Genomic DNA, 22,001 nt, shown 5'->3' with positions numbered 1-22,001 from the left:
GACGCGACCGCCCCGAACTCGGGCGGAGTCCGGGGCGGCGCCGGCGTGATGTTATTTCGTGAAGTTCTCCGGCGGCTGCCAAGGACGGCCGTGCGGGTCGTCCGGGCGCTGGGCCGGAGGTTGCTGCGGCGGCTGCTGCTGAGCCGGGAAAGCCTCCTGCGGAGGGATGACCGGCTGGTGCGGCGAAGGTTCGAACGCCGGCGGGGGCGGTGTCGGGGTCAGCCCCTCGACCGGGGTCCGCGCCGTGGCCTCGGCGGCGCGCACGGCGCGCTCGATGGTCGGGTCGGGAGCGGTGTCGAACCAGTCCGCGACATCGGAGTCGTCCTCGGGCTTTGCTTCCGCGCCGTCGGAGGCGGGCGGCTCGTACCGGAACACACCGTCCTCGCCCTGCGTGCCGAAGCTCTTCGCGAACCCCTCCAGCGCCTTGCCGAAATCGCTTGGCACCAGCCACACCTTGTTGGCGTCACCGCGCGCGACCATGGGCAGCGTCTGCATGTACTGGTAGGCAAGCAATTCCGGCGTCGGCTTGCCGGATTTGATGGCGGCGAAGACCTTTTCGATGGCCTTGGCCTGGCCTTGCGCCTGCAGGTAGGAGGCGGCGCGCTCACCTTGTGCCCGCAGGATACGGCTCTGCCGTTCGCCTTCGGCCGACAGGATCGCCGACTGCTTGGCGCCCTCGGCGGACAGGATCTGCGCCTGCTTCGAGCCCTCGGCCGTCTTGATCTGCGATTCGCGCTGCCCCTCCGCGGTGAGGATCATGGCGCGCTTCTCGCGATCGGCCTTCATCTGCTTCTCCATCGACTCCTGGATCGACGGCGGCGGATCGATGCTCTTCAGTTCGACCCGCGCGACGCGCAGTCCCCAGCGCCCGGTCGCCTCGTCCAGCACGCCGCGCAACTGGCCGTTGATCGAGTCGCGTGAGGTGAGAGTCTGTTCGAGCGTCATGCCGCCGACGACGTTGCGCAGTGTGGTGACGGTCAACTGCTCGACAGCGGCGATGTAGTTGCTGATCTCGTACACCGCCGCCTGCGGGCTGGTCACCTGGAAATAGACCACCGTGTCGATGTGCAGGGTGAGGTTGTCCTCGGTGATCACCGGCTGCGGCGGGAACGACACCACCCGCTCCCGCAGATCCACCTTGGCGCGGACGCGGTCGGCGAACGGCACGAGGAACGTGAGTTGGCCGGAAACCGTCCGCGAATACCGCCCCAGCCGCTCGATCACCGCGGCCTCGGCCTGCGGCACCAGCGCGATCGACTTGAAGACCACCACCACGACCAGCAAGATGAGGACGGCGGCAACGATCAGTACAGCCATCAAGGCCCCTTCCAGACGACGGCGGTCGCGCCGTCGATCTTCATGACATAAACGGTCGTACCCGGTTCATAGACTTCGGTCGTGTCCATCGGCCGCGCGGTCCACACCTCGCCGTTCAGTTTCACCTGGCCGGAGTGCGCCGCCACCTGCTCGAGCACCAGAGCGGTCTTGCCCGGCAGGGCGTCCACGTTCGTCGGCGTGGGCGGAGGAGTTCCGTAGCGACGCCGGATGATCGGGCGCACACCGAGCAGCAGCACCGCCGAGATCACCGCGAAGACGACGGCGTCGGCCACGACGGAGGTATCCGCCGCCGCGCTGACACCCGCGGTGCCCAGCGCGGCGACACCGAGCATCAGCAAGGTGAGGTCGCCGGTGAGCATCTCCGCCGCCGCGAGCAGAATGCCCGCGACCAGCCAAAAAATTGCGGCCACACGACCACTGTAGTGCGCGGATCATGATCTCGGGCGCATCATCGACGAGTACTCCCGATGAATTCCACGCGTGGACGCGCGGTGCCCCTGGTCCGCCGAAAGCCATAGCGGCGGTGCTAGCTTCAGGCAGGTGAGCGGGCGTGACAGGTATGGCGACATCTTCTCCGGGCATCCTCGATCGAAGAAAAGGGCGGTGCCGACGGTCACCGCGGAACGCGACCTGGTGGTCGAGGATGCCGCCACCGGATTCTGCGGCGCGGTGGTCGGATTCGATCGCAGCTACGACGGCGAGTTCGTGAAGCTGGAGGACGCTCGCGGCACGGTGCGCCTGTTCGCGCTGCGCGAGGCGGCGTTCCTCATCGACGGCGAGCCGGTGACGCTGGTGCGGCCGCGGGCCGCCGCGCCGCAGACGCCGAACCGCTCGGCCTCCGGCTCCACCAGGGTGGAGGGCCTGCGCGCCCGGGTCGCCCGTGGCAGCCGGATCTGGGTGGAGGGCGTGCACGACGCCGCGCTGGTCGAGCGGGTGTGGGGCCACGATCTGCGCGTCGAGGGCGTCGTCGTCGAGCAGTTGGAAGGCTTGGACAATCTGGCCGCTCGGCTGGCGGACTTCCGGCCGGGCCCGGGCAGGCGGGTCGGCGTGCTGGTCGACCACCTGGTGACCGGATCGAAGGAGACCCAGCTGACCACCGGGCTCGGGCCACATGTCCTGGTGACCGGACACCCGTTCGTCGACGTCTGGCAAGCCGTGCGCCCGGCCACCCTCGGCATCGCCGAGTGGCCGCGGGTGCCGCGCGACGAGGATTGGAAGACCGGCGTCTGCCGACGCCTGCGCTGGGGCTCCCCGCAGGACGGCTGGCGGAAGGTGTACGAGGCGGTGTCCTCCTTCCGCGACCTGGAGACGCCACTCATCGGCGCGGTCGAGCGACTCATAGATTTCGTCACCGAGCCGGACTAGCGACGGCGGAGGATGAGCGTCCCACTCCGATGCCGGACGGTATCCGCACGGACTCGCTCGTCGCGGGCAGCGCCGCGCCCGCGGTTTCCGTGCTGCTCACCAATGCCCTTGCGTATGGATGCCCACCGGTAGCGCCCACCCTTTATGCTCGATAATTATGTGCTCTCCAAGTGCGACGCTGACGGTGTGGGCGAGCTCCTGGCTGGCCGGCTGCAGTGCGCCCGACGACGTTTTGGCCGCCTTGCACGCGTGGGCGCCGAAGCACACCATCGCGGCTGGTGATCCGCTCACCGGCGGCCGCACCGACCTACCCTGGTCCGCCCACGGCAACCTGCCGGGGAGCGGAGTCATGGCACTGCTCAAGGTGATTCGCGAGACGATGGCGCAACCCGGCGCGCAACTGCGGTTGGTGCTCCCGGTCCCAGGAGACATCCGCGGCGTCCCCGCGGGCACGGCGTTCGCCGCCGACGCGATCGAGGCGGGCGAGGGCATGCTGATCGGCGTACCCGGCACCGAGGGCACCGGCCTCATCCCGCGCTGGGCCGAGGACGACACGCTGCAGTGGACCGTCTACAGTGCGCCCATCCCCTCGGCGCCCGGCCCCGACATGTCCCTCGGCGAAGCCGAATACGCGATGCGCGAAGCGGTTCGCGATGCCGCCGACGCGCTGATGAAGCTGCACACCACATCGCTGGGGGCGCCCGACTCCGATCCCCGCGAGCTCATCGAAGCCGAACTGGCCGACTATTCGCGGCACGACTATCCCGAGTCGATTTCATTGCGCGCCAGGCGCATTCTCGACACCGCCGATCATGTCGCGGCCATCCTCACGGTGGCGCAGCGGGAGCCCGCTTCCGCGCCCACCTCCGCCAGCGCGATCGGTGCGCAGGAATCGCTGCTGCGGCCGCTGTGGGACGCGATCCGCGCCGCGCGCCTGGTCGCCGTGCACGCCTCCGCGCGCGGAAGCCGCTGACATCATGCCTGGGGCGGTGTGAGATGCGTTTTTCCCATCGTTGCCGCATGGCCGCCGCCACCATCGCGACTGTTCTGTTCGGTCTCACCCTGCACGCCCCGGCCTCGGCGATCGTGGGCGACGCCGACGCGACGACAGCGGAGTTTCCGTGGCTGGCTGCCATCGGCACGCCGTTGTTCCTCACCCGCGCCTCCGGGCAGTTCTGCGGTGGCGCGCTCGTCGCACCGGACCAGGTGATCACGACGGCGCACTGCGTGGCCCTGGCACAGTCGCTGACACAAACGCTCACCGTCACCTTCGGCCGTGACGACCTTCGCGGAAGCGACGGAAAAACCGTGCATGTCAAGGACATTCGCATGCATCCGGGTTTCCTGGCAACCGTTCTGGACATGACGACCGCGTATCGCAACGACGTGGCGATCCTCACCCTGGACGAGCCGCAGCCCGGTCCGACGATCACCGTCGCCCCGCCCACTTCGGGCAACGCGACCATCCTGGGCTGGGGCGCGACCTCCGAAACCGACGAGACCAACACCCGGTTGCGCGCGGCGAACGTCCCACTGGCCACCGATGGTGAGTGCGCCACCGCCTATGGTCCGGCCTTCGATCCGTACACCATGCTCTGCGCGGGCACTCCCACCGCGGACACCGCCCAGTACGACAGCGGCGGGCCGATTCTCGTCGACGGGCGACTTGCCGGTCTCACATCCTGGGGCGTAGGCGCGGCCCGCCCCGGCTTCCCCACTGTCTACACCCGCCTGACCAGCCCGGGCTTCTGAGTCGCGGGCGCGGCGAATTTCACTGCTGCGGCGGGTACGGCGGCTGCTGCGGCGGGTACTGGTGCTGCGGCGGATATTGCTGATACTACTGTTGCCCCTGCGGCGGATAGGGCTGTTGGTACTGCGGCGCCGGATATTGAGGTTGGCCCTGCAAATTCTGCTGCGGAAGATACTGCTGGGGGTACTGCTGGGGCTGGTTCGATTGATTCGACTTGTTCCGCTTGCTCAGCCAGATCACGAGCCCGATGACCACGGCGACGACCCCGATGCACAGCAGCAGACCGCCGATCGAGAAACCACCGCCGCCACCGCTGCGACCACGGCGCCTGGCCTCGGTGACGTCGAGCGCCACGGCCCATACGTTCGTGTCGGACCAGGCGTGCGGATCGAGCACGGCGGCGTTGGTCAGCATGTCGGCATAGGTCATCTAGAGGTACCCCCCAGAAAGTCGGATTCGGCGATCGGTCGCAGGCGATGCTATCCGCGACCGCCCCTCCTCAATTCCCAGCAGTGGGACGGCGTGTGACCGCACAGCAGCCGACGGCGCACGGCGCGCCATCGCGCGTGCAGCCGTAGCCGGGCACCGCGCCGAGCCGCCGGGGTTCGGCTCCGCGCAACTGCTCGGACACCAGTTCGACGACCAGCTTCGCGAAGCGCGGATCGCTTCCCGGCGTCGCGGCCCGCGCGAAGCCCATACCGAGTTCGGCGGCTTTCTGCGCGGCCTCGTTGTCCAGATCCCAGATGACTTCGAGATGGTCGGAGACGAAGCCCACCGGACAGACGACCACGGCCTCGACCCCCTTGGCCGCGAGATCGTCCAGATGGTCGACGATGTCCGGTTCCAGCCACGGCACCTGCGGCGGACCCGAACGCGACTGCCAGACGAGGTCGTAATCGGTGAAACCGGTTGCCGCGGCGCACAATCGGGCCGCGTCGGCGACCTGACGACTGTACAGCCGACCGCCGTCGGCAGGCGGACCCGCAGCGGCATCGGCCGACACCGGAATGGAATGCGCGGTGAAAACCAGCCTTGCCGCGGCGCGCTGCCCGGCCGGGAGCCGATCGCGCGCCGCGCGAATGGCATCGGCGAACGTCTCGATCAACAGCGGGTGATCGAAGTACTGACGCAGCTTCAGCAGTTCCGGCGCGCCCGCGCCGAAAGCCGCACGCGCCCGGGCGATGTCCTCGTGGTACTGCAGGCATCCGGAGTAGCCGCCCCACGCCGAAGTCGGGAAGACCAGCGCGGAGCCGACACCGTCGGCGGCCATCCGCCCGACGGTGTCCTCCACCATGGGATGCCAGTTCCGGTTACCGAAGTACACCGGCAGCTCGATACCCGCGGCGGCCAGTTCGGCCTCGACCGCCGTGATGATGTCGCGATTGAGCGCGTTGATCGGCGAGACACCGCCGAAGTGCAGATAGTGCTCGGCGACCGCTTCCAAGCGCTCACGCGGCACTCCCCTGCCCCGGGTGACGTTCTCCAGGAACGGCATCACGTCTTCGGGACGCTCCGGACCGCCGAAGGACAGCAGCAGCAGCGCGTCGGCGGTTCGAACCACGGTGTCTCCCATCCGATCGGCTCAGTTGATCGCCATGTTCTCCGGGAACCAGGTGTTGTGGCTGGCTCCGCCGTCGACGTAGATGATCGAACCGGTGGTGCCAGGCAGCCAGTCCGACAGCAGCGCCACGATCGACTTCGCCACCACCGTGGGGTCGTCGACGTCCCAGCCGATCGGCGAGGCGCCGTCCCAGTAGACGTTGAGCTGATTGAGCTTGGCGGCGTCGTCGGTCGCGGTGCCCGCGATCGCCTTGGCGGCCAGCGTCTTGATCGGCCCCGCGGCGATGAGGTTGGACCGGATCTTCTTGGCCGCGCCCACCTCGCGGGCGACATACCGGTTCACCGACTCCAGCGCGGCCTTCGCCACGCCCATCCAGTTGTAGAACGGCATCGCGGTGCGCGGATCGAAGTCCATGCCGACGATCGAGCCGCCCTCGTTCATCACCGGCAACACCGCGCGCGACAGCGACGCGTAGCTCCACGCCGAGATCTCGAACGCCTTGGCGGCATCCGGGCCCGGGCCGTCCAGGAACGGCCGAGCCTCCGGTCCCATGAGGGTGCGTGGCGCGAACGCGATCGAGTGCAGCACCCCGTCGATCCCCTGCGGAGCCAGTTCCCGCAGCTTGTCGGCCAGGCCTGCGAGATCCTCTTCGCTGGTCACGTCGAGCCCGATGGCCGGCGGGACCTCCTGGGGCAGGCGTTTGGCGATCCGGTCGATCAGCCGCAGCCGCTCCGGGATGCCGGTTATGAGCACCTTCGCGCCCTGCTCCTGCGCGACAGCCGCCGCGTGGAACGCGATCGACGAGTCGGTGATGATGCCCGTGACCAGGATGGTCTTGCCTTCGAGCAGTCCGCCCATGAGTTCTCGGTTCTCCTGAAATTCGAATGTGGGGTTGGCTGCGGGCGGCCTGGACCGGCCGCGCTACGCGTTCGGTGTGGTCAGTGGCCCATGCCCATGCCGCCGTCGACCGGGATGACGGCGCCGGAGACGTAGGCGGAGTCCTCGGAAGCCAGGAAGCTGACCACGGCCGCGATGTCCTCCGGCTGGCCCAGCCGCTGCAAGGGGATGAACTTCTTGGCCATGTCGCGCACGTCCTCGGGCAGGTCGGCGGTCATGTCGGTCTCGATGAAACCCGGGGCGACGACATTCGCGGTGATCGAGCGCGAGCCGAGCTCGCGGGTGATCGAGCGGGCCAGACCGATCACACCGGCCTTGGAGGAGGCGTAGTTGATCTGACCGGCTTGGCCGCTCATGCCGACCACCGAGCCGAGGAAGATCATCCGGCCCCAGCGCGCGCGCAGCATGGCGCGGTTCGCGCGCTTGGCGCACCGGAACGCACCGGTCAGATTGGCGTCGAGCACCCGGGTGAACTGCTCCTCGTTCATCCGCATGAGCAGCGTGTCGTCGGTGATGCCCGCGTTGGCCACCAGCACCTCGACCGGACCCTGGTGCGCCTCCACCTCGGCGAAGGCGCCGTCCACCGATTCGCTGTCGGTCACATCGCATTTCACACCGAACAGGCCGTCCGGCACCCCCGAGCCACGATGCGTGACGGCCACCTTGTGACCGTCGGCAAGCAGACGCTGCGCGACCGCGAGTCCGATGCCGCGGTTTCCGCCGGTCACCAGGACCGACCGGGATGTGATGTTCGACATGGGGTTCAACCTACCTGGTCGAATCGGCAGGCAACGACCGGGCCGCCACGTTCGTCCGACCGCCATCCGAGCCCGGCCGCGTTCGTGAAACGCCACAATGACAGCGCGAAACGAAGCCCGATCACGCGGACCGGCCGGTGGTGTGCAGGACACCACCGGCCGGTCGGCATTCGATCGATGCGCCGCCTTTCACTCACCTTCGGCGAGCGACGCGAGAGGCACTGCTCAGCAGCTGGGGCACCAAGTCACGGACAGCGCGTCGAACCCCAGATCCTCCACCTGCTTACCCGGCCCCACGTAACGGTACGGTTGTCCGCCGCCACAGTTGGAACCGGAGCTGAACAGCAACTCGACGTTCGTGTTGTTGATCACCGATCTGGTGCTCGGATCTCCCGCCGGTCCGCAGTAGTTCCGGAAGTTCTTGGTGTTGAGCGTGACCACCTTCGCCGTACCGGAAAAACCGACACCGGAGTACTGACACAGACTGCCGGTTGGACAGCCTGCCGCTGAAGCTTCCGGAAGCGGAGCCACGACAAAAGCCAGCGCGGCGAACGCGATTGCGGTGACGATTGCAGAAATTCGCATGATTCCTCCCCAAATGGAGGGCGGCACTCCCTTACCGCCCGTCCTGGGCACGGTAACACACTTTCCCGGCCATGGCCCGTGTAATCGCCTGCGCGCCTTGCTGTTCGTAGCGCTAAGGCAAACGCTGGCGATACACCAGACCGATGACCACTCCCGCCGCGACGACCACCAGTCCGAGCAGCAGCCACGGACGACTGGCGTCGCCTCTGGTCAGCTCGTACCCGATCTGTTGCTCCAAGGTGTCGTACACCTTGGTCAACTCCTGCAAGGACGACGCGGTGTAGAACTCCCCGCTGGACAGTCGCGCTATCTCGCGCATGGCGTCGTCGTCCACCTCGACGCGTACCTGGTCCTTACTGCCGTCCTCCCGGGGGATCTCGACGACGCCCCAGCGAGTGCCGAAGGAAATGGTCGAGATGGGGACGTTCTTGCTCTTGGCGAGCCGGGCGGCGACATACTCGTGCCGGGGGTTGTCGACGTCCTTGAAATCCGGAACGGTCTGCTTACCGTCCGACATCAGCACGATCCTGGCAGGCGGTGGCTCCTGGGCGCCACCGAGCACCGTGGCGAGCGTCTCGATCGCCTGCAGCGCGGTGAGAATGCCTTCACCGGTAGCGGTGCGCTCGGCCAGCCGCACATTGTCGATCGCGGCTTTGACCGATTCGTGGTTCGTCGTGGGCGAGACCATCACCGAGGCGGTGCCCGCGAAGGTGACGAAGCCGATGTTCACGCCCTCGGGCAGTCCGTCGACGAACTCCTTGCCCGCCTTCTTGGCGACCTGGATGCGGCTCGGGGCGACGTCGGTCGCCTCCATCGACAGCGACACGTCCATCACCAGCATGACGGTCGCGCGGTTGCGCGGCACCTTCTTGACCGCGGTCGGTCCGGCCGCGGCGACGGTGAGGAACACCAGGCCGACCAGCAGCAGCGCGACGGCCACATGCCGGAACGCGCTCGGCCGCGACGGAGCGACCTTCTCCAGCAGCGCCATGTTGGTGAACTTCAACATGTGCTTGCGCCGGTTGCGCTGCACCAGGACGTAGCCGAGCGCGATCAGCGCGATGACGACGAGGAATCCCAGCCAGATCTGTGCGGTGAAATGCGAAATACTCACTGGCGTGGCACCCGCCCGGTCGGGGCGCCGAAGCTGTGGCGCCGGGTGGACACGAACCGGACCACGTCGGCGATCCAGTCCCGATCGGTTCGCAAGGTGAGCACCGGAGCGCCACAGCTGCGCAGGGCCTGTTCGACCTGCTGCCGGTGGCGCTGCGCGGCAGCCGCGAAATCGGCGCGCAGCGCGGAGGTCACGCTGAACTCGCGGGTGCGCCCGGTCTCCGGGTCGTGCAGTACGACGTCGCCCATGTCGGGCAGGGAGAGGTCGCGCGGGTCGAGCACCTCGACCGCGAGCAGATCGTGCCTGGCCGAGATCGCGCGCAGCGAGCGCTGCCAATCGATGTCACCCAGGAAATCGCTGATGATCACCGCGAGTCCACGTTTGCGCTGCGGACGGCGCAGCGATTCGATGCCGGCGCGCAGGTCGCCGCGCACGCCGTCGCGCGCGTGCGGTGTGGTCGCGATGCCGCGCAGCAGCGACTGGGCGTGGACGCGCCCGCCGCGCGCCGGGATGCGGGTCAACCGTTCGCCGGTGGCGACGACCGCACCGATCCGGTTGCCGCCGCCACTGGTCAGATGGGTGATGGCGGCCGCGGCGGCGATGGCGAGATCACGCTTCTGGCAGGCGGCGGTGCCGAAGTCGAGGCTGGCCGACAGATCGACCACCATCCAGGTCTCCAGCTCCCGGTCGGCGATCATCTGCCGCACGTGCGGATGAGTGGTGCGGGCGGTGACCGACCAATCCATCTGGCGCACGTCGTCGCCCGGTTGGTAGGCGCGCGCCTCACCCGGCTCGGAGCCGGGACCTGGGATGAGACCGAGGTGATCGCCGTGCAGCACGCCGTCGAGCCTGCGGCGCACGGTGAGTTCGAGAGTCTTGAGCGCGACCGTGAGCCTGGGGTCGGTCAACTCCCCCGCGTGGAAGGACGGCGGTGCGTGGGACGGCGACGTCGGCACTGGCGCGACCCGATCCGATGCCGAGGTCACTTCGGCGGAACGGTGCCCGCGGGCTGCGACTGCTGCCCGTTGGGCGGCTGGGGCACGGCCTGCTGCGGCGACGGCGGCTGGGGAACCTGCTGCGGGGCGCCCTGCGGCGGCGCGGCGGGCACGCCGGGCGCGACGGCCTGCGGGGCGACCTGTGGCAGGCCGACGGTCTGCAGAACGCGCTTGATGACGTCCTCCGGGCTGATCTCGTCGGCGAGCGCGTCGTAGGACAGCACCAGGCGATGGCGCAACACGTCCGGGATCACTTCGACGACGTCCTGCGGCACCACGTAATCGCGGCCCCGGATGAGCGCGACGGCGCGGGCCGCGGCGATGATGCCGAGGCTGGCGCGCGGCGACGCGCCGTAGGAGATCCAGCTGGCCACGTCCTGCATGCCGAACTCGGCCGGTTTGCGGGTCGCCGCGATCACCCGGACCACGTAGTCGACCAAGGCGTGGTGCACGAAGGTGTTGGCCGCGACCTTCTGCAGACGGATCAAGTCCTCCGGCTCCAGGATCCGGCTCGCCTCCGGCGGGGTGACGCCCATCCGGTAGATGATCTCGCGCTCCTCCTCCACGGAGGGGTAGTCGACGACGACCTTGAACAAGAAGCGGTCGCGCTGCGCTTCGGGCAGCGGGTACACGCCCTCGCTCTCGATCGGGTTCTGCGTCGCCATGACCAGGAACGGGTCGGGCATCGGGTAGGTCTTGCCGCCGATCGACACGTGCCGCTCGGCCATCACCTCGAGCAGCGCCGACTGCACCTTGGCGGGCGCGCGGTTGATCTCGTCGGCGAGCACGAAGTTGGCGACGACCGGGCCGAGTTCGGTGTCGAACTCTTCGCGGCCCTGCCGGTAGATGCGAGTACCGATGAGGTCGGTGGGCACCAGGTCGGGCGTGAACTGCACGCGGGCGAACGAGCCGCCGACCACCCTGGCGAAGGTCTCCACGGCGAGGGTCTTCGCGATGCCGGGGACACCTTCGAGCAGAACGTGACCACGTGCGAGCACGCCCACGAGCAGTCGTTCGACCAGGCGATCCTGGCCCACGATCACCCGCTTGACCTCGTAGATCGCCTTCTCCAGGGTCTGGACGTCACGCTCGAGGGTGCTGGGCGTCGAGACCGGCGCATCCTTCGCCGAGTTCGCTCCGCTCACACCGTCCGTCGAAGTCACCAACATCCCCGCTTTCGCCTTGGTCCTGTGCGTGCTGCCACAACTATTCCAGGTAATCACCGCCTGTGCCGCAACCGGACCCGACAGAATGGGAATTTCCGCGGTCCTCCGGCCGGGCGGGGCACCCGGAATGTCCGATATCAGGAGACGACGCGCACCGCGAACGGCATGATGCCGCCCTCGCGGACCGGGGACACCTTCACCACGTCGCCGGATTCCGGCGCCTCCACCATCTTCCCGTCGCCGAGATACAGCGCCACGTGCTGGCTGCCGTTCGGCCCCCAGAACAGCATGTCGCCGCGCTCGCGATCGCCGACCGGCACCCGGGTGCCCGCGTTGTATTGGTAGCCGCTGTAGTGCGGCAGCGAGACCCCGACGCCCGCGAACGCGTAGACCATCAACCCCGAGCAGTCGAAGCCGACCTTCTCGAAGTCCCCGTAACTGTCGGCGACGCCGCCGTCCCGGATGCCGCGGGTCGGCCCGTCCTCGTCGCCGCCACCCCAGGCGTAGGTGACGCCGAGCTGTGACATGGCGCGATCGACCACGATCTCGATCGCCGCGGAGCCTTCGACCGGTGGCGACTTCGGTCGTGGCGCGCTCCGTCGCGGTGGCGGCGCGTCCTCCAGCTGAGTGTGCGGGCGTTTTCCGGTGCCGAGTTCGGCGGCGCGATCGCGAGCGGCCTGGTCGGCGGCCGCGCGCGCGGCGGCCGCCGCCGCGGCGGCACGCACCGCCGCTTCCTCCACCTTGCGCATGGCGTCCCAGGCCAGGTACGCGTCACGCTGGTCCTGCAGGCCGGCCACGTTCTGCCGCGCTTGATCCAGCCTGCCCTGCGCATCCTGGCGCCGCCGCAGCAGGTCGTCGCGCTGGGCGGTCTGCCGGTCGAGTTCGGCCTTCGCCGCCGCGACCGCGTTCTCGGCGTCGGCCCTGCGCGCGGCGGCGACGGCGGCGGCCGTGTCGGCGTCCGATTTCGCCCGCCGCGCGGTGGAGTTCTTGTTGCCTTGATCGATCTGCGCGCGCCGCAGACCGTCCAGCACCTGCTGACGATTTTTGGAGACCAGCTCGAGGAGCTGGGCCCGGTCCAGTGCGACCGCGGGGGTGGCCGCGGCGAGGTAGGTGACCATCGAGCCGGAGCCCGGATTGGTATAGGCCTGGGTGGCGAACTGATCGAAGTTGCGTCGCGCCTGGCCCACCTTGGCCGCGGCATCGGCGAGGTCGAGCTGGGTGTCCACCACCACGACGGCGGCCGCGTCGGCGGCGTCGCGCGCGGTCTGCAGGTCCACCAGCGCTCGGTTGACGTCCTCCCGGCGCTGCGCGACGGCGTCGTCGAGTTGCCCCAGTTGCTGATCGACCACGGCGACCTGGTTGATCAGGGTGCCGACCTCGGCGACACCGGCGTCCACCTGCGCGCCCGCCTGGGCGATCTCGCCGTCGCTGGGATTTGGCGGAGGCGGTGGCACAGCAGCGACAGGTCCAGTCGTGACCACTACAACGACCGCAATCAGCAACCCCACAGCGACCGATAGTCGGCGCCAGTTGGTGAGCCCGCCGTTGTTGCGCATCACACCTCCAAGGACCGGATTCCTGCAATCCTCGAGGGCATCAGGCGAACCAGGATGCACTGTGGTCGACAGATGGCCTCTGGGAACACTTATTCCCCATCAGGGACCATTCGAACCGTACGACACTTACGTCACCGACAAAACGGCATCGACCTAGTTGCCGCCCACATCTTCTTCATTGCTAGAAATTTGCTGTACTGCGCGCCACGCTTTCTTCGAACGCAACAGACCAACCGTTCGGAAAATTAGCTACCTGGATGCTGACGACCCGATTTCGCCCCAGATCGGACACAGCTCGGCTTCGCATCGAGCGAAGGCGGTGTCAGCGACGCACGCCTGCGACACGTAGAGGTCCCGCGCTCGGGGCCGAGTGGCGATGGACAACCACGCCGTTACCGGCGCGGTGATACCACGAGAATGTCGAATCGGCCGCAGCCGGCTTCGCAGAAAGGCGCCGCGACCTCAGATGGCGCGCGCGTCGGACGACTCGCCGTCCGGTGTCCGCCGGGCGCTCGCCACACGCTCCGGTCCGTCGGCCGCCGCCCGCCGGACCTTGACCCAGTACAGTCCGGCGATGACCGCCACCGTTCCACCCAGCAGCGCGCAGGTGATGGCAGTCCAGGACATCGACTCCGGCGTCTCCAAGCGGGCGGTGAAGATGCTCGCGGCTTCTCCGCTCTTACCCTGCGTGCCCTTGGCGGCGTCCTCGGCCCACTCCAGCCGCACACGGCTGATCGTGTCGCTGTAGGTGCCCACCCAGTCGTCGCTGAGAACGACCACGGTGCCGTGCTGCGTCTTACCCACCTCGGTGGCCAAGTCCCGTAGGCTCGAGTCGTGTCCTGGATTGCCGGGGACGACCACGATGCTCAGCGGGATTCCTTGCGATCGCGCCTCCGCGGCGATGGCGGCCAGTTCCTTCTTGTCCTTACCGGTCAGTGTCGCGACGTGATCGTCGGCCAGATCGGCGTTGAGCGAGCGCACGGTGTCGGCGGTGACATTCGGCGGCAATTCGGCGGCCATAGGGGTGAAAACCGAGTTGTGCGGGGCGGTCATCTTCCATCCGGTCTGTCGAGCCGCATCGGCAACCGAAGCGACGGGCATCCAACACTGCAGGGCGAGCAAGATCCCCCTTGCTGGCTCGAAAGCACAGTACGCGACGGAGTGTCGCATCTCGCGCGCGCGGCACGCCGAACCGCCCCCTGGTGTTTCACAGGACAAGCGTACTGTTAAGGTCGTAGGCGCGAGGAACCAGCGCCGGAGCGGCGCCGGAGCACCTCCGAAGACTCGGCCGCCGGCACAGCCCCGCCGGTGGCCACCCGCACAGACGAGTGGAGCTGACGTGACGACAAGTATCGATACTTTCGGCGCCAAGGGCACCCTCGAGGTGGGAAGCAACTCCTACGAGATCTTCCGCCTCTCCGCCGTGCCCGGCACCGAGAAACTCCCGTACGCACTGAAGGTCCTCGCGGAGAATCTCCTCCGCACCGAGGACGGCGCCAACATCACCGCCGATCACATCCGCGCCATCGCGAGCTGGGATCCCACGGCGCAGCCGAACACCGAGATCCAGTTCACGCCCGCCCGCGTCATCATGCAGGACTTCACCGGCGTGCCGTGCATCGTGGACCTGGCCACCATGCGCGAGGCCGTGGCCACCCTGGGCGGCGACCCGGACAAGGTGAACCCCCTCGCCCCCGCCGAGATGGTCATCGACCACTCCGTCATCATCGACGTCTTCGGCCGCGCCGACGCCTTCGAGCGCAACGTCGACATCGAATACCAGCGCAACGGCGAGCGCTACCAGTTCCTGCGCTGGGGCCAGACCGCGTTCGACGACTTCAAGGTCGTCCCGCCGAGCACCGGCATCGTGCACCAGGTCAACATCGAGCACCTGGCCCGCGTCGTCATGGTCCGCAACGGCCAGGCCTACCCCGACACCTGTGTCGGCACCGACTCGCACACCACCATGGTCAACGGCCTCGGCGTCCTCGGTTGGGGCGTCGGCGGCATCGAGGCCGAGGCGGCCATGCTCGGCCAGCCCGTCTCGATGCTGATCCCGCGCGTCGTCGGCTTCAAGCTGACCGGTGAGATCCAGCCGGGCGTGACCGCCACCGACGTCGTGCTCACCGTCACCGACATGCTGCGCAAGCACGGCGTGGTCGGCAAGTTCGTCGAGTTCTACGGCAAGGGCGTGGCCGAGGTGCCGCTGGCCAACCGCGCCACCCTGGGCAACATGAGCCCCGAATTCGGTTCCACCGCAGCGATTTTCCCGATCGACGACGTGACCGTCGACTACCTGCGCCTGACCGGCCGCTCCGACGAGCAGGTCGCGCTGGTCGAGGCGTACGCCAAGGAGCAGGGCCTCTGGCACGACGCCGACTCCGAGCCCGCCTATTCCGAATACCTCGAACTCGATCTGAGCACCGTGGTGCCGTCCATCGCGGGCCCGAAGCGCCCGCAGGACCGGATCCTGCTGTCGGAGTCCAAGATCGCGTTCCGCAAGGACATCCACAACTACACCAACGACGCGGAGAGCGGCCCCGCCGCCGACACCCCGCACAGCAAGCTGGACGAGGCCGTCGAGGAGTCCTTCCCCGCGAGCGACCCTGCCGTGCTGTCCTTCGCCGACGACGGCGCCGAGTCGCTGGTATCGGCCGCCAACGGCGCCGAGGGCCGTCCGTCCAAGCCGGTGACGGTGCGCAGCGAGGAGTACGGCGACTTCGTGCTCGACCACGGCGCCGTCGTGGTCGCCTCGATCACCTCCTGCACCAACACCTCCAACCCGTCGGTCATGCTCGGCGCGGCCCTGCTGGCCCGCAACGCGGTGGAGAAGGGCTTGGCCCGCAAGCCGTGGGTGAAGACGTCCATGGCTCCTGGTTCGCAGGTGGTCAACGGCTACTACGAGAAGGCGGGCCTGTGGCCGTACCTGGACAAGCTGGGCTTCAACCTGGTCGCGTTCGGTTGCGCCACCTGCATCGGCAACACCGGCCCGCTGCCGGAGGAGATCTCCAAGGCGGTCAACGACAACGACCTCACCGTCACCGCGGTGCTGTCGGGCAACCGTAACTTCGAAGGCCGCATCTCCCCCGACGTGAAGATGAACTACCTGGCCTCCCCGCCGCTGGTCATCGCCTACGCGCTCGCGGGAACCATGGACTTCGACTTCGAGAACGACCCGCTGGGCAAGGACACCGAGGGCAACGACGTCTTCCTGAGGGACATCTGGCCTTCGCCGCAGGAGATCCAGGACACCATCGACCGGGTCATCAGCCGCGACATGTTCCTCGAGGACTACAAGGACGTGTTCCGGGGTGACGAGCGCTGGCGCAGCCTGCCCACCCCGGAGGGCAAGACCTTCGAGTGGGACGCCGAGTCGACCTACGTGCGCAAGCCTCCGTACTTCGAAGGCATGCCGCAGACCCCGGAGCCGGTCACCGACATCAAGGGCGCCCGGGTGCTCGCGCTGCTCGGCGACTCGGTCACCACCGACCACATCTCCCCGGCGGGCAACATCAAGCCCGGCACCCCGGCCGCGCAGTACCTGGAGGCCAACGGCGTCGAGCGCAAGGACTACAACTCCTACGGCTCGCGGCGCGGCAACCACGAGGTGATGATCCGCGGCACCTTCGCCAACATCCGGCTGCGCAACCAGCTCCTCGACGACGTCTCGGGTGGCTACACCCGCGACTTCACCCAGGAGGGCGGCCCGCAGGCGTTCATCTACGACGCCTCGCAGAACTACCAGGCCGCGGGCGTCCCGCTGGTCGTGCTCGGCGGCAAGGAATACGGTTCGGGCTCCTCGCGCGACTGGGCCGCCAAGGGCACCAGCCTGCTGGGTGTGAAGGCCGTCATCACCGAGTCGTTCGAGCGCATCCACCGCTCCAACCTCATCGGCATGGGCGTCATCCCGCTGCAGTTCCCGGCGGGCGAGTCGGCCGCGTCGCTGAAGCTGGACGGCACCGAGACCTTCGACATCGAGGGCATCACCCAGCTCAACGAGGGTGCCACCCCGAAGACCCTGAAGGTCACGGCCACCAAGGAGAACGGTGACAAGATCACCTTCGACGCGGTGGTCCGCATCGACACCCCCGGCGAGGCCGACTACTACCGCAACGGCGGGATCCTGCAGTACGTGCTGCGCAACATGATCCGTGCCTGATCGCGCCACCTTCGGTGGCGCGTGTTCGCGCCACTGAAGTCTCGTGTCGGACAACCCCCGCGTCGGTCTACCGCCGACGCGGGGGTCCGTGTTTCCCCGCTGGAGGATTCCGTGCCCAAGGTCAGTGACGATCACCTCGCCGCCCGGCGCAGCCAGATCCTCGACGGAGCACGCCGCTGCTTCGCCGAGTACGGCTACGACGGCGCCACCGTGCGCCGCCTCGAGGAAGAGATCGGGCTGTCCAGGGGAGCCATTTTCCACCACTTCCGGGACAAGGACGCGCTGTTTCTCGCCCTCGCCCAGGAAGACGCCGAACGCATGGCCGATGTCGCGGCCAATCAGGGCATCGTGCAGGTGATGCGCGACATGCTCGCCCACCCCGAGCAGTTCAACTGGCTCGGAACGCGTTTGGAGATCGCCCGCAGGCTGCGCACCGACCCCGAATTCCGGGCGGGCTGGACCCAGCGTTCGGCCGAACTCACCGCCGCCACCTTGGCCCGCCTGGAACGTCGTAAGGCCGCGGGCGCGCTGCGCGACGATGTGCCCACCGACGTGCTGCTCGGCTACCTCGACCTCGTCCTCGACGGTTTGATCGCCCGGATCGCCTCCGGCCACACCAACGAGAACCTTTCCGCCGTATTGGATCTGGTCGAGGCGTCGGTCCGACGCAAGCAGTGAGGGCGGCTAGTACGCCGCGTTGAGGTACTCCGCGGCGTGCGTGGTCCACAGCACGTTCGTCCCCGGCATGTTCCGTCCGGAATAGAGCACGTGCTGACCGTCGGGCCACGGGGTCAGATAGCCGATGACGCCGCGTACGGCCGTCGTGTAGCGCTCGAGGTTCCCGATCGGGTCGCGCAGCAGGACTTCGAGCAGTTCGGCGAAGATCAGCGGCGCGACGTTGCCGATCCGAGCGCCCTCCACGAACGAGAACGGCGAGATACCCACGTCGATGACGCGCAACGGCGAATCCGCGGGCGACGCGGTGATGATGTCGCCGGGATTCGCGTACTCGCGGACGTCGATCGACGCGGGCCACGCGCCGCGCTGCCCGTGCAGGCCGAACGTATTCGCCGGGCAGAGGTTTCCGACCGACTGCCCGGCTCGGCGCAGCGGGTTGGCGATGTTCACCACGAAGGCGATCTCCAGCGGCGTTCCGTCGGTGTTCTTGTACTTCCCGGACCGCACGCCCTCCAGGATCCGGCTGGCGCAGATGCCGCCGAGCGAATAACTCAGCAGGCCGCAGACGTTCGGCGAGTCCTGGATCGCCCGCACGCCGGCGGCGATGCCGAGCCGTACCGACGTCTCCAGCGAAGGACCCCAGACCTCCGGCACGGGGCCGACGGAAGCGGGCCAATCCGGTTCGAAGCAGCTGAATTTCCCGGTGTCGAGTAGTTTCACGACGTCGTGCAGCATGCCCGCGGGCGTTCCGTCGGAGTTGCGCGGCTCCCCGGTGCCGCGGAGAGTGATGATGTCGATCATCGTGGCCTCCTTGCCCACCGCACCGACCCCTTCGGCACGGAATCTCAAGGTAGAGCAGGGACGCCCACTCGGCACGAGTATCGGGCTACCTCATCGCGGCACGAGTTCGCCCAAGTAGAGCGCGATTCGGCGGATCGAAGGATGCGTGAGCTACCGCGGCTACGCGTCCGGTTCCATGCTGCTGAGCAGGATTCGCGCGAGCCGGTCCAGTTCCCGTCGCTCCCCCGCGGTGAGCACGGACAGCATCCGCGCCTCGTTCGCGGTGTGCTCGGTGACCACGGTGTCGACCAATTCCCGTCCCGCCTCGGTGAGGCCGACGCGCACCGCCCTGCGGTCCCGCGCGTCCGCGACGCGCCGCACCAGTCCCGCCGACTCCAGCCGGTCCAGCCGTCCGGTCATGCCCGCCCTGGACAACATCAGCGTGTCGGCGAGCACCGACGGGCTGAGTTCGAACGGCGCGCCCGAACGACGGAGCGCGGCGAGTACGTCGAATTCGCCGCGCTGCAGGCCGTGCTTGCCGAACACCGCCTCGATCTCACGCTGCGCCACCACCAACAGCCTGCCCAGACGTCCGGCCACGGCCATCGCCTCGAGATCCAGGTCGGGTCGTTCCCGCTGCCACTGCGCCACGATCGCGTCCACGGCGTCCGTTTTCCGCTCGGTCATGGACAGGATCTTATTCGGCACGATATAGTTCGCTAGCAAATTATCAATCACCGAACTAATACGGAGGCTCCGATGGCCATTCCCGCGCCACGCAAGGACGTCGCGATCCGTCAGCCGCAGGATGCGGAGACCCTGCGTACCACGTCTGTCACCATGCGCCTGCTGATCGATGCCAAGGAGGCGGGCGGCGGGCTGAGCACACTCGAGGTCGACATGGACCGTGGAGCGGACGGCGCGGCGCCGCACTATCACACGCTTTCCGACGAACTGTTCTATGTCGCGGACGGCGAACTGCAACTGCTCGCCGGTGACCGCATCGTCACCGTCGGCGCGGGTGGTTCGATCGTGGTCCCGAAATTCATGCCGCACGCCTTCGGCGCCGCACCGGAGAGCACGGCACGGATCCTCATCGCGCTCACGCCCGGCGTGCAGCGCTTCGAGTACTTCCGGCTGCTGGAACGAATCGCCGCGGGCGAATCCCCGATGACCGATCTCGCCGCCGCTCAGGACGAGTTCGACAACCACTTCGTCGACGCCCCCGCTTGGTGGGCGGAGCGCAACGCGAACCGGAAGTGAAGTCGGCGCCCCTCCGAATCCGCTCGCGGGCAATCAATTCGGAGCGAGTCGAGCACGGCGCGGCGCGGGAGGAAATACGATGCCGCACAGCAGCCGTCGTCGCGGGCCACCTGCGCTCAGCAGGACGAGAGTACAGATGCACAGCCGCCAATATCGGGCTATGAGCAGCATCCGCGCCTCACGGGAGATTAGCTTCTCGATTGCCATCTCAGTATTTCCAGGCTACCGGAAAACTTTCGGTACTCGGGCGTTATGAATCGGAATTCGGTTTGCCACAGGCCGGGAAATCTCGCGATCCGAGCCGATAACGCCGCTCATCGCGATATGATCGCTCACACGCTTGGGGGTCGTGGCAAATCGCGAGCAGATCGGAGAAACGGCTATGACCGACGCAATCCACCTTCCCGGGACGACGCCGAGGGGTGACCGCGTTCCTCCGCTCCAGGGTCTGCTGGTCGCGGAATCGGACCGGCAGATCAGCGTGCGCGTCGCCGAGGGAACGTGGACCTTCAGTCGGTCCGATGTCCTGCGCGTGGTCGATTCCGCGGCGCCCCACGCCGATCAGGACGGGCGCCCGGTGCTGGTGGACATTCGCGCGGGCGCCACCGCCGATTTCACCCGCAGGCTGCGGATCGACCTGGTCGATCGGCCGATGACCATCCCGGAGTCACCGTCGGAGGCGCTCGGCGACGAGCAGTTGCGCCGGCTCACCGAAACCTGGGCCGACCGGCTGCAACTCGTCGACTGCCCGGGTGCGAGCGGTGCGACGTTCACCTACTGCCAGACCAAGTCGATGAACGGCAGCGACGACGGCATCAACTGCGACAGCCTCGACTGAGCGGCAGGCGGATGGCCGCACGCCGGCGCGGTTCGGTCCTGATCGTGTCCGAATCCGATGATCTACACGCCACCGCGATGGCGGCGACGCTGCGAGAACACCACGGGCTCGGCCCGATCCACCTCGACCTGCGCGATTTCCCCCAGGAGTCCGGCAGCTTCCGGCTGGACCGGCTCGGCACCACACGCTCGCTGTCGCACCTGATCGGCCTCGACGACGTGCGGTCGGTGTGGTGGCGGCGCCCGCATCCCGCGCGGGTGCCCGCGGGTGTCCGCGCCTCGGACAACGAGTTTCGCCAGGCCGAGTGCGACGGATTCATTCAAGGGCTGCTCTGGTCCATCCCCGCTCACTGGGTCAACGACCCGGGCGCCGACCGCACCGCGGCACGCAAGATCGTCCAGCTGGAGACGGCGCTGCGGGCCGGGTTCGCGGTGCCGGAGACGTTGATCACCAACGATCCGGACGAGGCGCGCAGCTTCGTCGAATCCCGGCCCGGTCCGGTGGTTTACAAGCGCACCGGCACCAGCCGGGCGGAGTTCGCCGAGACCAGGATCATCTCCAGGGACGATTTCGGCAGGCTGGCCGCGATCCGCTCGGCGCCGACCACCTTCCAGGACTACGTCGACGCCACCTGCGATCTGCGCGTGGTGTGGGTGGACGGGGTCGAATGGACCGTGCGCATCGACTCCCAAGCGGGCGTCGGCAAGGTCGACTCCCGCTTGGACACGTCGGTCGATTTCGCGCACGATCACCTGCCCGCCTCGGTGAGCAAGTCACTGGCCACGCTGATGGGCGCACTCGGATTGTCCTTCGGCGTGCTCGACATTCGGCTCGGCCGTGATGGCGAGTACTACTTCCTGGAGGTCAACCCGCAGGGCCAGTTCGCCTACCTGGAGATCAAGACCGGGCTGCCGATCTTTCGCAGCTTGGCCAACCTGCTGGTGGACGGTGACGGCATGGTGGAGGGCTACTGAACCCGGTCACAGGTCCGGCGGCACGATATCGAGACCGGGAACGCCACGGTATGCGGCAACGGCGGCCCCGCATTCGCCGCGCAGCGGCGCTCCACCGGACGACAACAGCAGCCGAAGCCCGTCGCTGGACGGGGTCCCGCGCGACGACCAACGGCGCGAGCGCCGCTGAATTGCGTTGCGGTTCCACTCGATCGCCGAGATGCGCCCGAGGACCTGGCATCGAC

The 22,001-nt window shown here is 68.0% G+C and carries 22 protein-coding genes; 8 read left to right on the top strand and 14 right to left on the bottom strand.

All coding sequences use genetic code 11. The features are described from left to right. Window positions 1–51: 51 nt before the first annotated feature. On the bottom strand, window positions 52–1,317 hold the full coding sequence (locus ACIA5H_RS27730; protein ID WP_364431162.1) for an SPFH domain-containing protein: 1,266 nt from the start codon (window positions 1,315–1,317) through the stop codon (window positions 52–54). Then, window positions 1,317–1,748, bottom strand: coding sequence for an NfeD family protein (locus ACIA5H_RS27725; protein WP_355070898.1), 432 nt, complete (start codon window positions 1,746–1,748; stop codon window positions 1,317–1,319). The genes ACIA5H_RS27730 and ACIA5H_RS27725 overlap by 1 nt, the downstream gene beginning before the upstream one ends. 130 nt (window positions 1,749–1,878) lie before the next feature. Between ACIA5H_RS27725 and ACIA5H_RS27720 the strand changes: the two genes are divergently transcribed. The 3 genes from ACIA5H_RS27720 to ACIA5H_RS27710 all read left to right on the top strand — a co-directional run bounded on the left by ACIA5H_RS27720 (window position 1,879) and on the right by ACIA5H_RS27710 (window position 4,455). After that, the gene (locus ACIA5H_RS27720) at window positions 1,879–2,703 is read left to right on the top strand and encodes a DUF3097 domain-containing protein (protein ID WP_355070896.1); all 825 of its coding nucleotides are present in this window, start codon (window positions 1,879–1,881) and stop codon (window positions 2,701–2,703) included. 157 nt (window positions 2,704–2,860) lie between these two features. Further along, on the top strand, window positions 2,861–3,676 hold the full coding sequence (locus ACIA5H_RS27715; protein ID WP_355070895.1) for a hypothetical protein: 816 nt from the start codon (window positions 2,861–2,863) through the stop codon (window positions 3,674–3,676). Between the two features lie 47 nt (window positions 3,677–3,723). Then, a complete protein-coding gene (locus tag ACIA5H_RS27710) occupies window positions 3,724–4,455 on the top strand; it encodes a S1 family peptidase (protein WP_397078310.1) in 732 nt (243 codons plus the stop codon). A gap of 85 nt (window positions 4,456–4,540) precedes the next feature. On the opposite strand, the gene ACIA5H_RS27705 is transcribed toward ACIA5H_RS27710, so the two are convergent. From ACIA5H_RS27705 to ACIA5H_RS27660, 10 genes are all read right to left on the bottom strand, one after another. Then, entirely contained in the window at window positions 4,541–4,882 is a 342-nt protein-coding gene (locus ACIA5H_RS27705; RefSeq protein WP_397078308.1) for a hypothetical protein, read from the bottom strand. 70 nt (window positions 4,883–4,952) lie between these two features. Beyond that, complete coding sequence (locus tag ACIA5H_RS27700) at window positions 4,953–6,014, bottom strand: ferrochelatase (RefSeq protein ID WP_397078306.1); 1,062 nt, start codon at window positions 6,012–6,014, stop codon at window positions 4,953–4,955. Between the two features lie 21 nt (window positions 6,015–6,035). Beyond that, a complete protein-coding gene (gene inhA / locus ACIA5H_RS27695; protein WP_355070887.1) occupies window positions 6,036–6,872 on the bottom strand; it encodes an NADH-dependent enoyl-ACP reductase InhA in 837 nt (278 codons plus the stop codon). Window positions 6,873–6,952: 80 nt separating this feature from the next. After that, entirely contained in the window at window positions 6,953–7,669 is a 717-nt protein-coding gene (gene fabG1, locus ACIA5H_RS27690; protein WP_356961866.1) for a 3-oxoacyl-ACP reductase FabG1, read from the bottom strand. Window positions 7,670–7,894: 225 nt separating this feature from the next. Beyond that, on the bottom strand, window positions 7,895–8,254 hold the full coding sequence (locus tag ACIA5H_RS27685; protein ID WP_355070883.1) for a peptidase inhibitor family I36 protein: 360 nt from the start codon (window positions 8,252–8,254) through the stop codon (window positions 7,895–7,897). Between the two features lie 112 nt (window positions 8,255–8,366). After that, a complete protein-coding gene (locus ACIA5H_RS27680) occupies window positions 8,367–9,368 on the bottom strand; it encodes a VWA domain-containing protein (RefSeq protein ID WP_355070881.1) in 1,002 nt (333 codons plus the stop codon). After that, a complete protein-coding gene (locus ACIA5H_RS27675) occupies window positions 9,365–10,324 on the bottom strand; it encodes a DUF58 domain-containing protein (protein ID WP_379251847.1) in 960 nt (319 codons plus the stop codon). The genes ACIA5H_RS27680 and ACIA5H_RS27675 overlap by 4 nt, the downstream gene beginning before the upstream one ends. A gap of 26 nt (window positions 10,325–10,350) precedes the next feature. Then, window positions 10,351–11,532, bottom strand: a complete 1,182-nt coding sequence (locus ACIA5H_RS27670; protein WP_379251848.1) for an AAA family ATPase — start codon at window positions 11,530–11,532, stop codon at window positions 10,351–10,353. A 134-nt stretch (window positions 11,533–11,666) separates the two neighbouring features. After that, window positions 11,667–13,085 carry an NlpC/P60 family protein gene (locus tag ACIA5H_RS27665; RefSeq protein ID WP_397078301.1) on the bottom strand — a complete coding sequence of 473 codons (1,419 nt, stop codon included), beginning with the start codon at window positions 13,083–13,085 and terminating at the stop codon, window positions 11,667–11,669. Between the two features lie 462 nt (window positions 13,086–13,547). Continuing rightward, window positions 13,548–14,138: a DUF6676 family protein gene (locus tag ACIA5H_RS27660; RefSeq protein WP_356961861.1), complete on the bottom strand. Its 591-nt coding sequence runs from the start codon at window positions 14,136–14,138 to the stop codon at window positions 13,548–13,550. 286 nt (window positions 14,139–14,424) lie between these two features. Here ACIA5H_RS27660 and ACIA5H_RS27655 point away from each other — a divergent pair, with 286 nt between their 5' ends. Beyond that, a complete protein-coding gene (locus ACIA5H_RS27655; protein ID WP_397078299.1) occupies window positions 14,425–17,244 on the top strand; it encodes an aconitate hydratase in 2,820 nt (939 codons plus the stop codon). 111 nt (window positions 17,245–17,355) lie between these two features. Then, complete coding sequence (locus tag ACIA5H_RS27650) at window positions 17,356–17,922, top strand: TetR/AcrR family transcriptional regulator (RefSeq protein WP_039798681.1); 567 nt, start codon at window positions 17,356–17,358, stop codon at window positions 17,920–17,922. A 6-nt stretch (window positions 17,923–17,928) separates the two neighbouring features. On the opposite strand, the gene ACIA5H_RS27645 is transcribed toward ACIA5H_RS27650, so the two are convergent. Both ACIA5H_RS27645 and ACIA5H_RS27640 read right to left on the bottom strand, forming a co-directional pair. Then, entirely contained in the window at window positions 17,929–18,723 is a 795-nt protein-coding gene (locus ACIA5H_RS27645) for a hypothetical protein (protein WP_379251850.1), read from the bottom strand. Window positions 18,724–18,882: 159 nt separating this feature from the next. Next, window positions 18,883–19,389, bottom strand: a complete 507-nt coding sequence (locus tag ACIA5H_RS27640; protein ID WP_379251851.1) for a MarR family winged helix-turn-helix transcriptional regulator — start codon at window positions 19,387–19,389, stop codon at window positions 18,883–18,885. Between the two features lie 72 nt (window positions 19,390–19,461). On the opposite strand from ACIA5H_RS27640, the gene ACIA5H_RS27635 reads away from it, so the two are divergent. The 3 genes from ACIA5H_RS27635 to ACIA5H_RS27625 all read left to right on the top strand — a co-directional run bounded on the left by ACIA5H_RS27635 (window position 19,462) and on the right by ACIA5H_RS27625 (window position 21,777). Further along, complete coding sequence (locus ACIA5H_RS27635) at window positions 19,462–19,965, top strand: cupin domain-containing protein (protein WP_379251852.1); 504 nt, start codon at window positions 19,462–19,464, stop codon at window positions 19,963–19,965. A 382-nt stretch (window positions 19,966–20,347) separates the two neighbouring features. Beyond that, window positions 20,348–20,803 (top strand): hypothetical protein, encoded by a 456-nt coding sequence (locus ACIA5H_RS27630; RefSeq protein ID WP_355070863.1) that lies wholly within the window; start codon window positions 20,348–20,350, stop codon window positions 20,801–20,803. Window positions 20,804–20,847: 44 nt separating this feature from the next. Further along, a complete protein-coding gene (locus ACIA5H_RS27625; RefSeq protein ID WP_356961855.1) occupies window positions 20,848–21,777 on the top strand; it encodes a hypothetical protein in 930 nt (309 codons plus the stop codon). The last annotated feature ends 224 nt before the right edge of the window (window positions 21,778–22,001 follow it).

Origin of the sequence: Nocardia sp. NPDC051900, assembly GCF_044452545.1 — a bacterium.
GTDB classification, from domain to species: domain Bacteria; phylum Actinomycetota; class Actinomycetes; order Mycobacteriales; family Mycobacteriaceae; genus Nocardia; species Nocardia sichangensis.
This window is presented reverse-complemented; position numbering and strand designations above follow the sequence as displayed.

Coding starts and splice junctions, on each gene's coding strand:
- ACIA5H_RS27730 (WP_364431162.1), bottom strand. CDS start 1,317: ATGGCTGTACTGATCGTTGCCGCCGTCCTCATCTTGCTGGTCGTGGTG.
- ACIA5H_RS27715 (WP_355070895.1), top strand. CDS start 2,861: ATGTGCTCTCCAAGTGCGACGCTGACGGTGTGGGCGAGCTCCTGGCTG.
- ACIA5H_RS27710 (WP_397078310.1), top strand. CDS start 3,724: ATGGCCGCCGCCACCATCGCGACTGTTCTGTTCGGTCTCACCCTGCAC.
- ACIA5H_RS27705 (WP_397078308.1), bottom strand. CDS start 4,882: ATGACCTATGCCGACATGCTGACCAACGCCGCCGTGCTCGATCCGCAC.
- inhA (WP_355070887.1), bottom strand. CDS start 6,872: ATGGGCGGACTGCTCGAAGGCAAGACCATCCTGGTCACGGGCATCATC.
- fabG1 (WP_356961866.1), bottom strand. CDS start 7,669: ATGTCGAACATCACATCCCGGTCGGTCCTGGTGACCGGCGGAAACCGC.
- ACIA5H_RS27685 (WP_355070883.1), bottom strand. CDS start 8,254: ATGCGAATTTCTGCAATCGTCACCGCAATCGCGTTCGCCGCGCTGGCT.
- ACIA5H_RS27670 (WP_379251848.1), bottom strand. CDS start 11,532: ATGTTGGTGACTTCGACGGACGGTGTGAGCGGAGCGAACTCGGCGAAG.
- ACIA5H_RS27665 (WP_397078301.1), bottom strand. CDS start 13,085: ATGCGCAACAACGGCGGGCTCACCAACTGGCGCCGACTATCGGTCGCT.
- ACIA5H_RS27660 (WP_356961861.1), bottom strand. CDS start 14,138: ATGACCGCCCCGCACAACTCGGTTTTCACCCCTATGGCCGCCGAATTG.
- ACIA5H_RS27645 (WP_379251850.1), bottom strand. CDS start 18,723: ATGATCGACATCATCACTCTCCGCGGCACCGGGGAGCCGCGCAACTCC.
- ACIA5H_RS27640 (WP_379251851.1), bottom strand. CDS start 19,389: ATGACCGAGCGGAAAACGGACGCCGTGGACGCGATCGTGGCGCAGTGG.
- ACIA5H_RS27635 (WP_379251852.1), top strand. CDS start 19,462: ATGGCCATTCCCGCGCCACGCAAGGACGTCGCGATCCGTCAGCCGCAG.
- ACIA5H_RS27630 (WP_355070863.1), top strand. CDS start 20,348: ATGACCGACGCAATCCACCTTCCCGGGACGACGCCGAGGGGTGACCGC.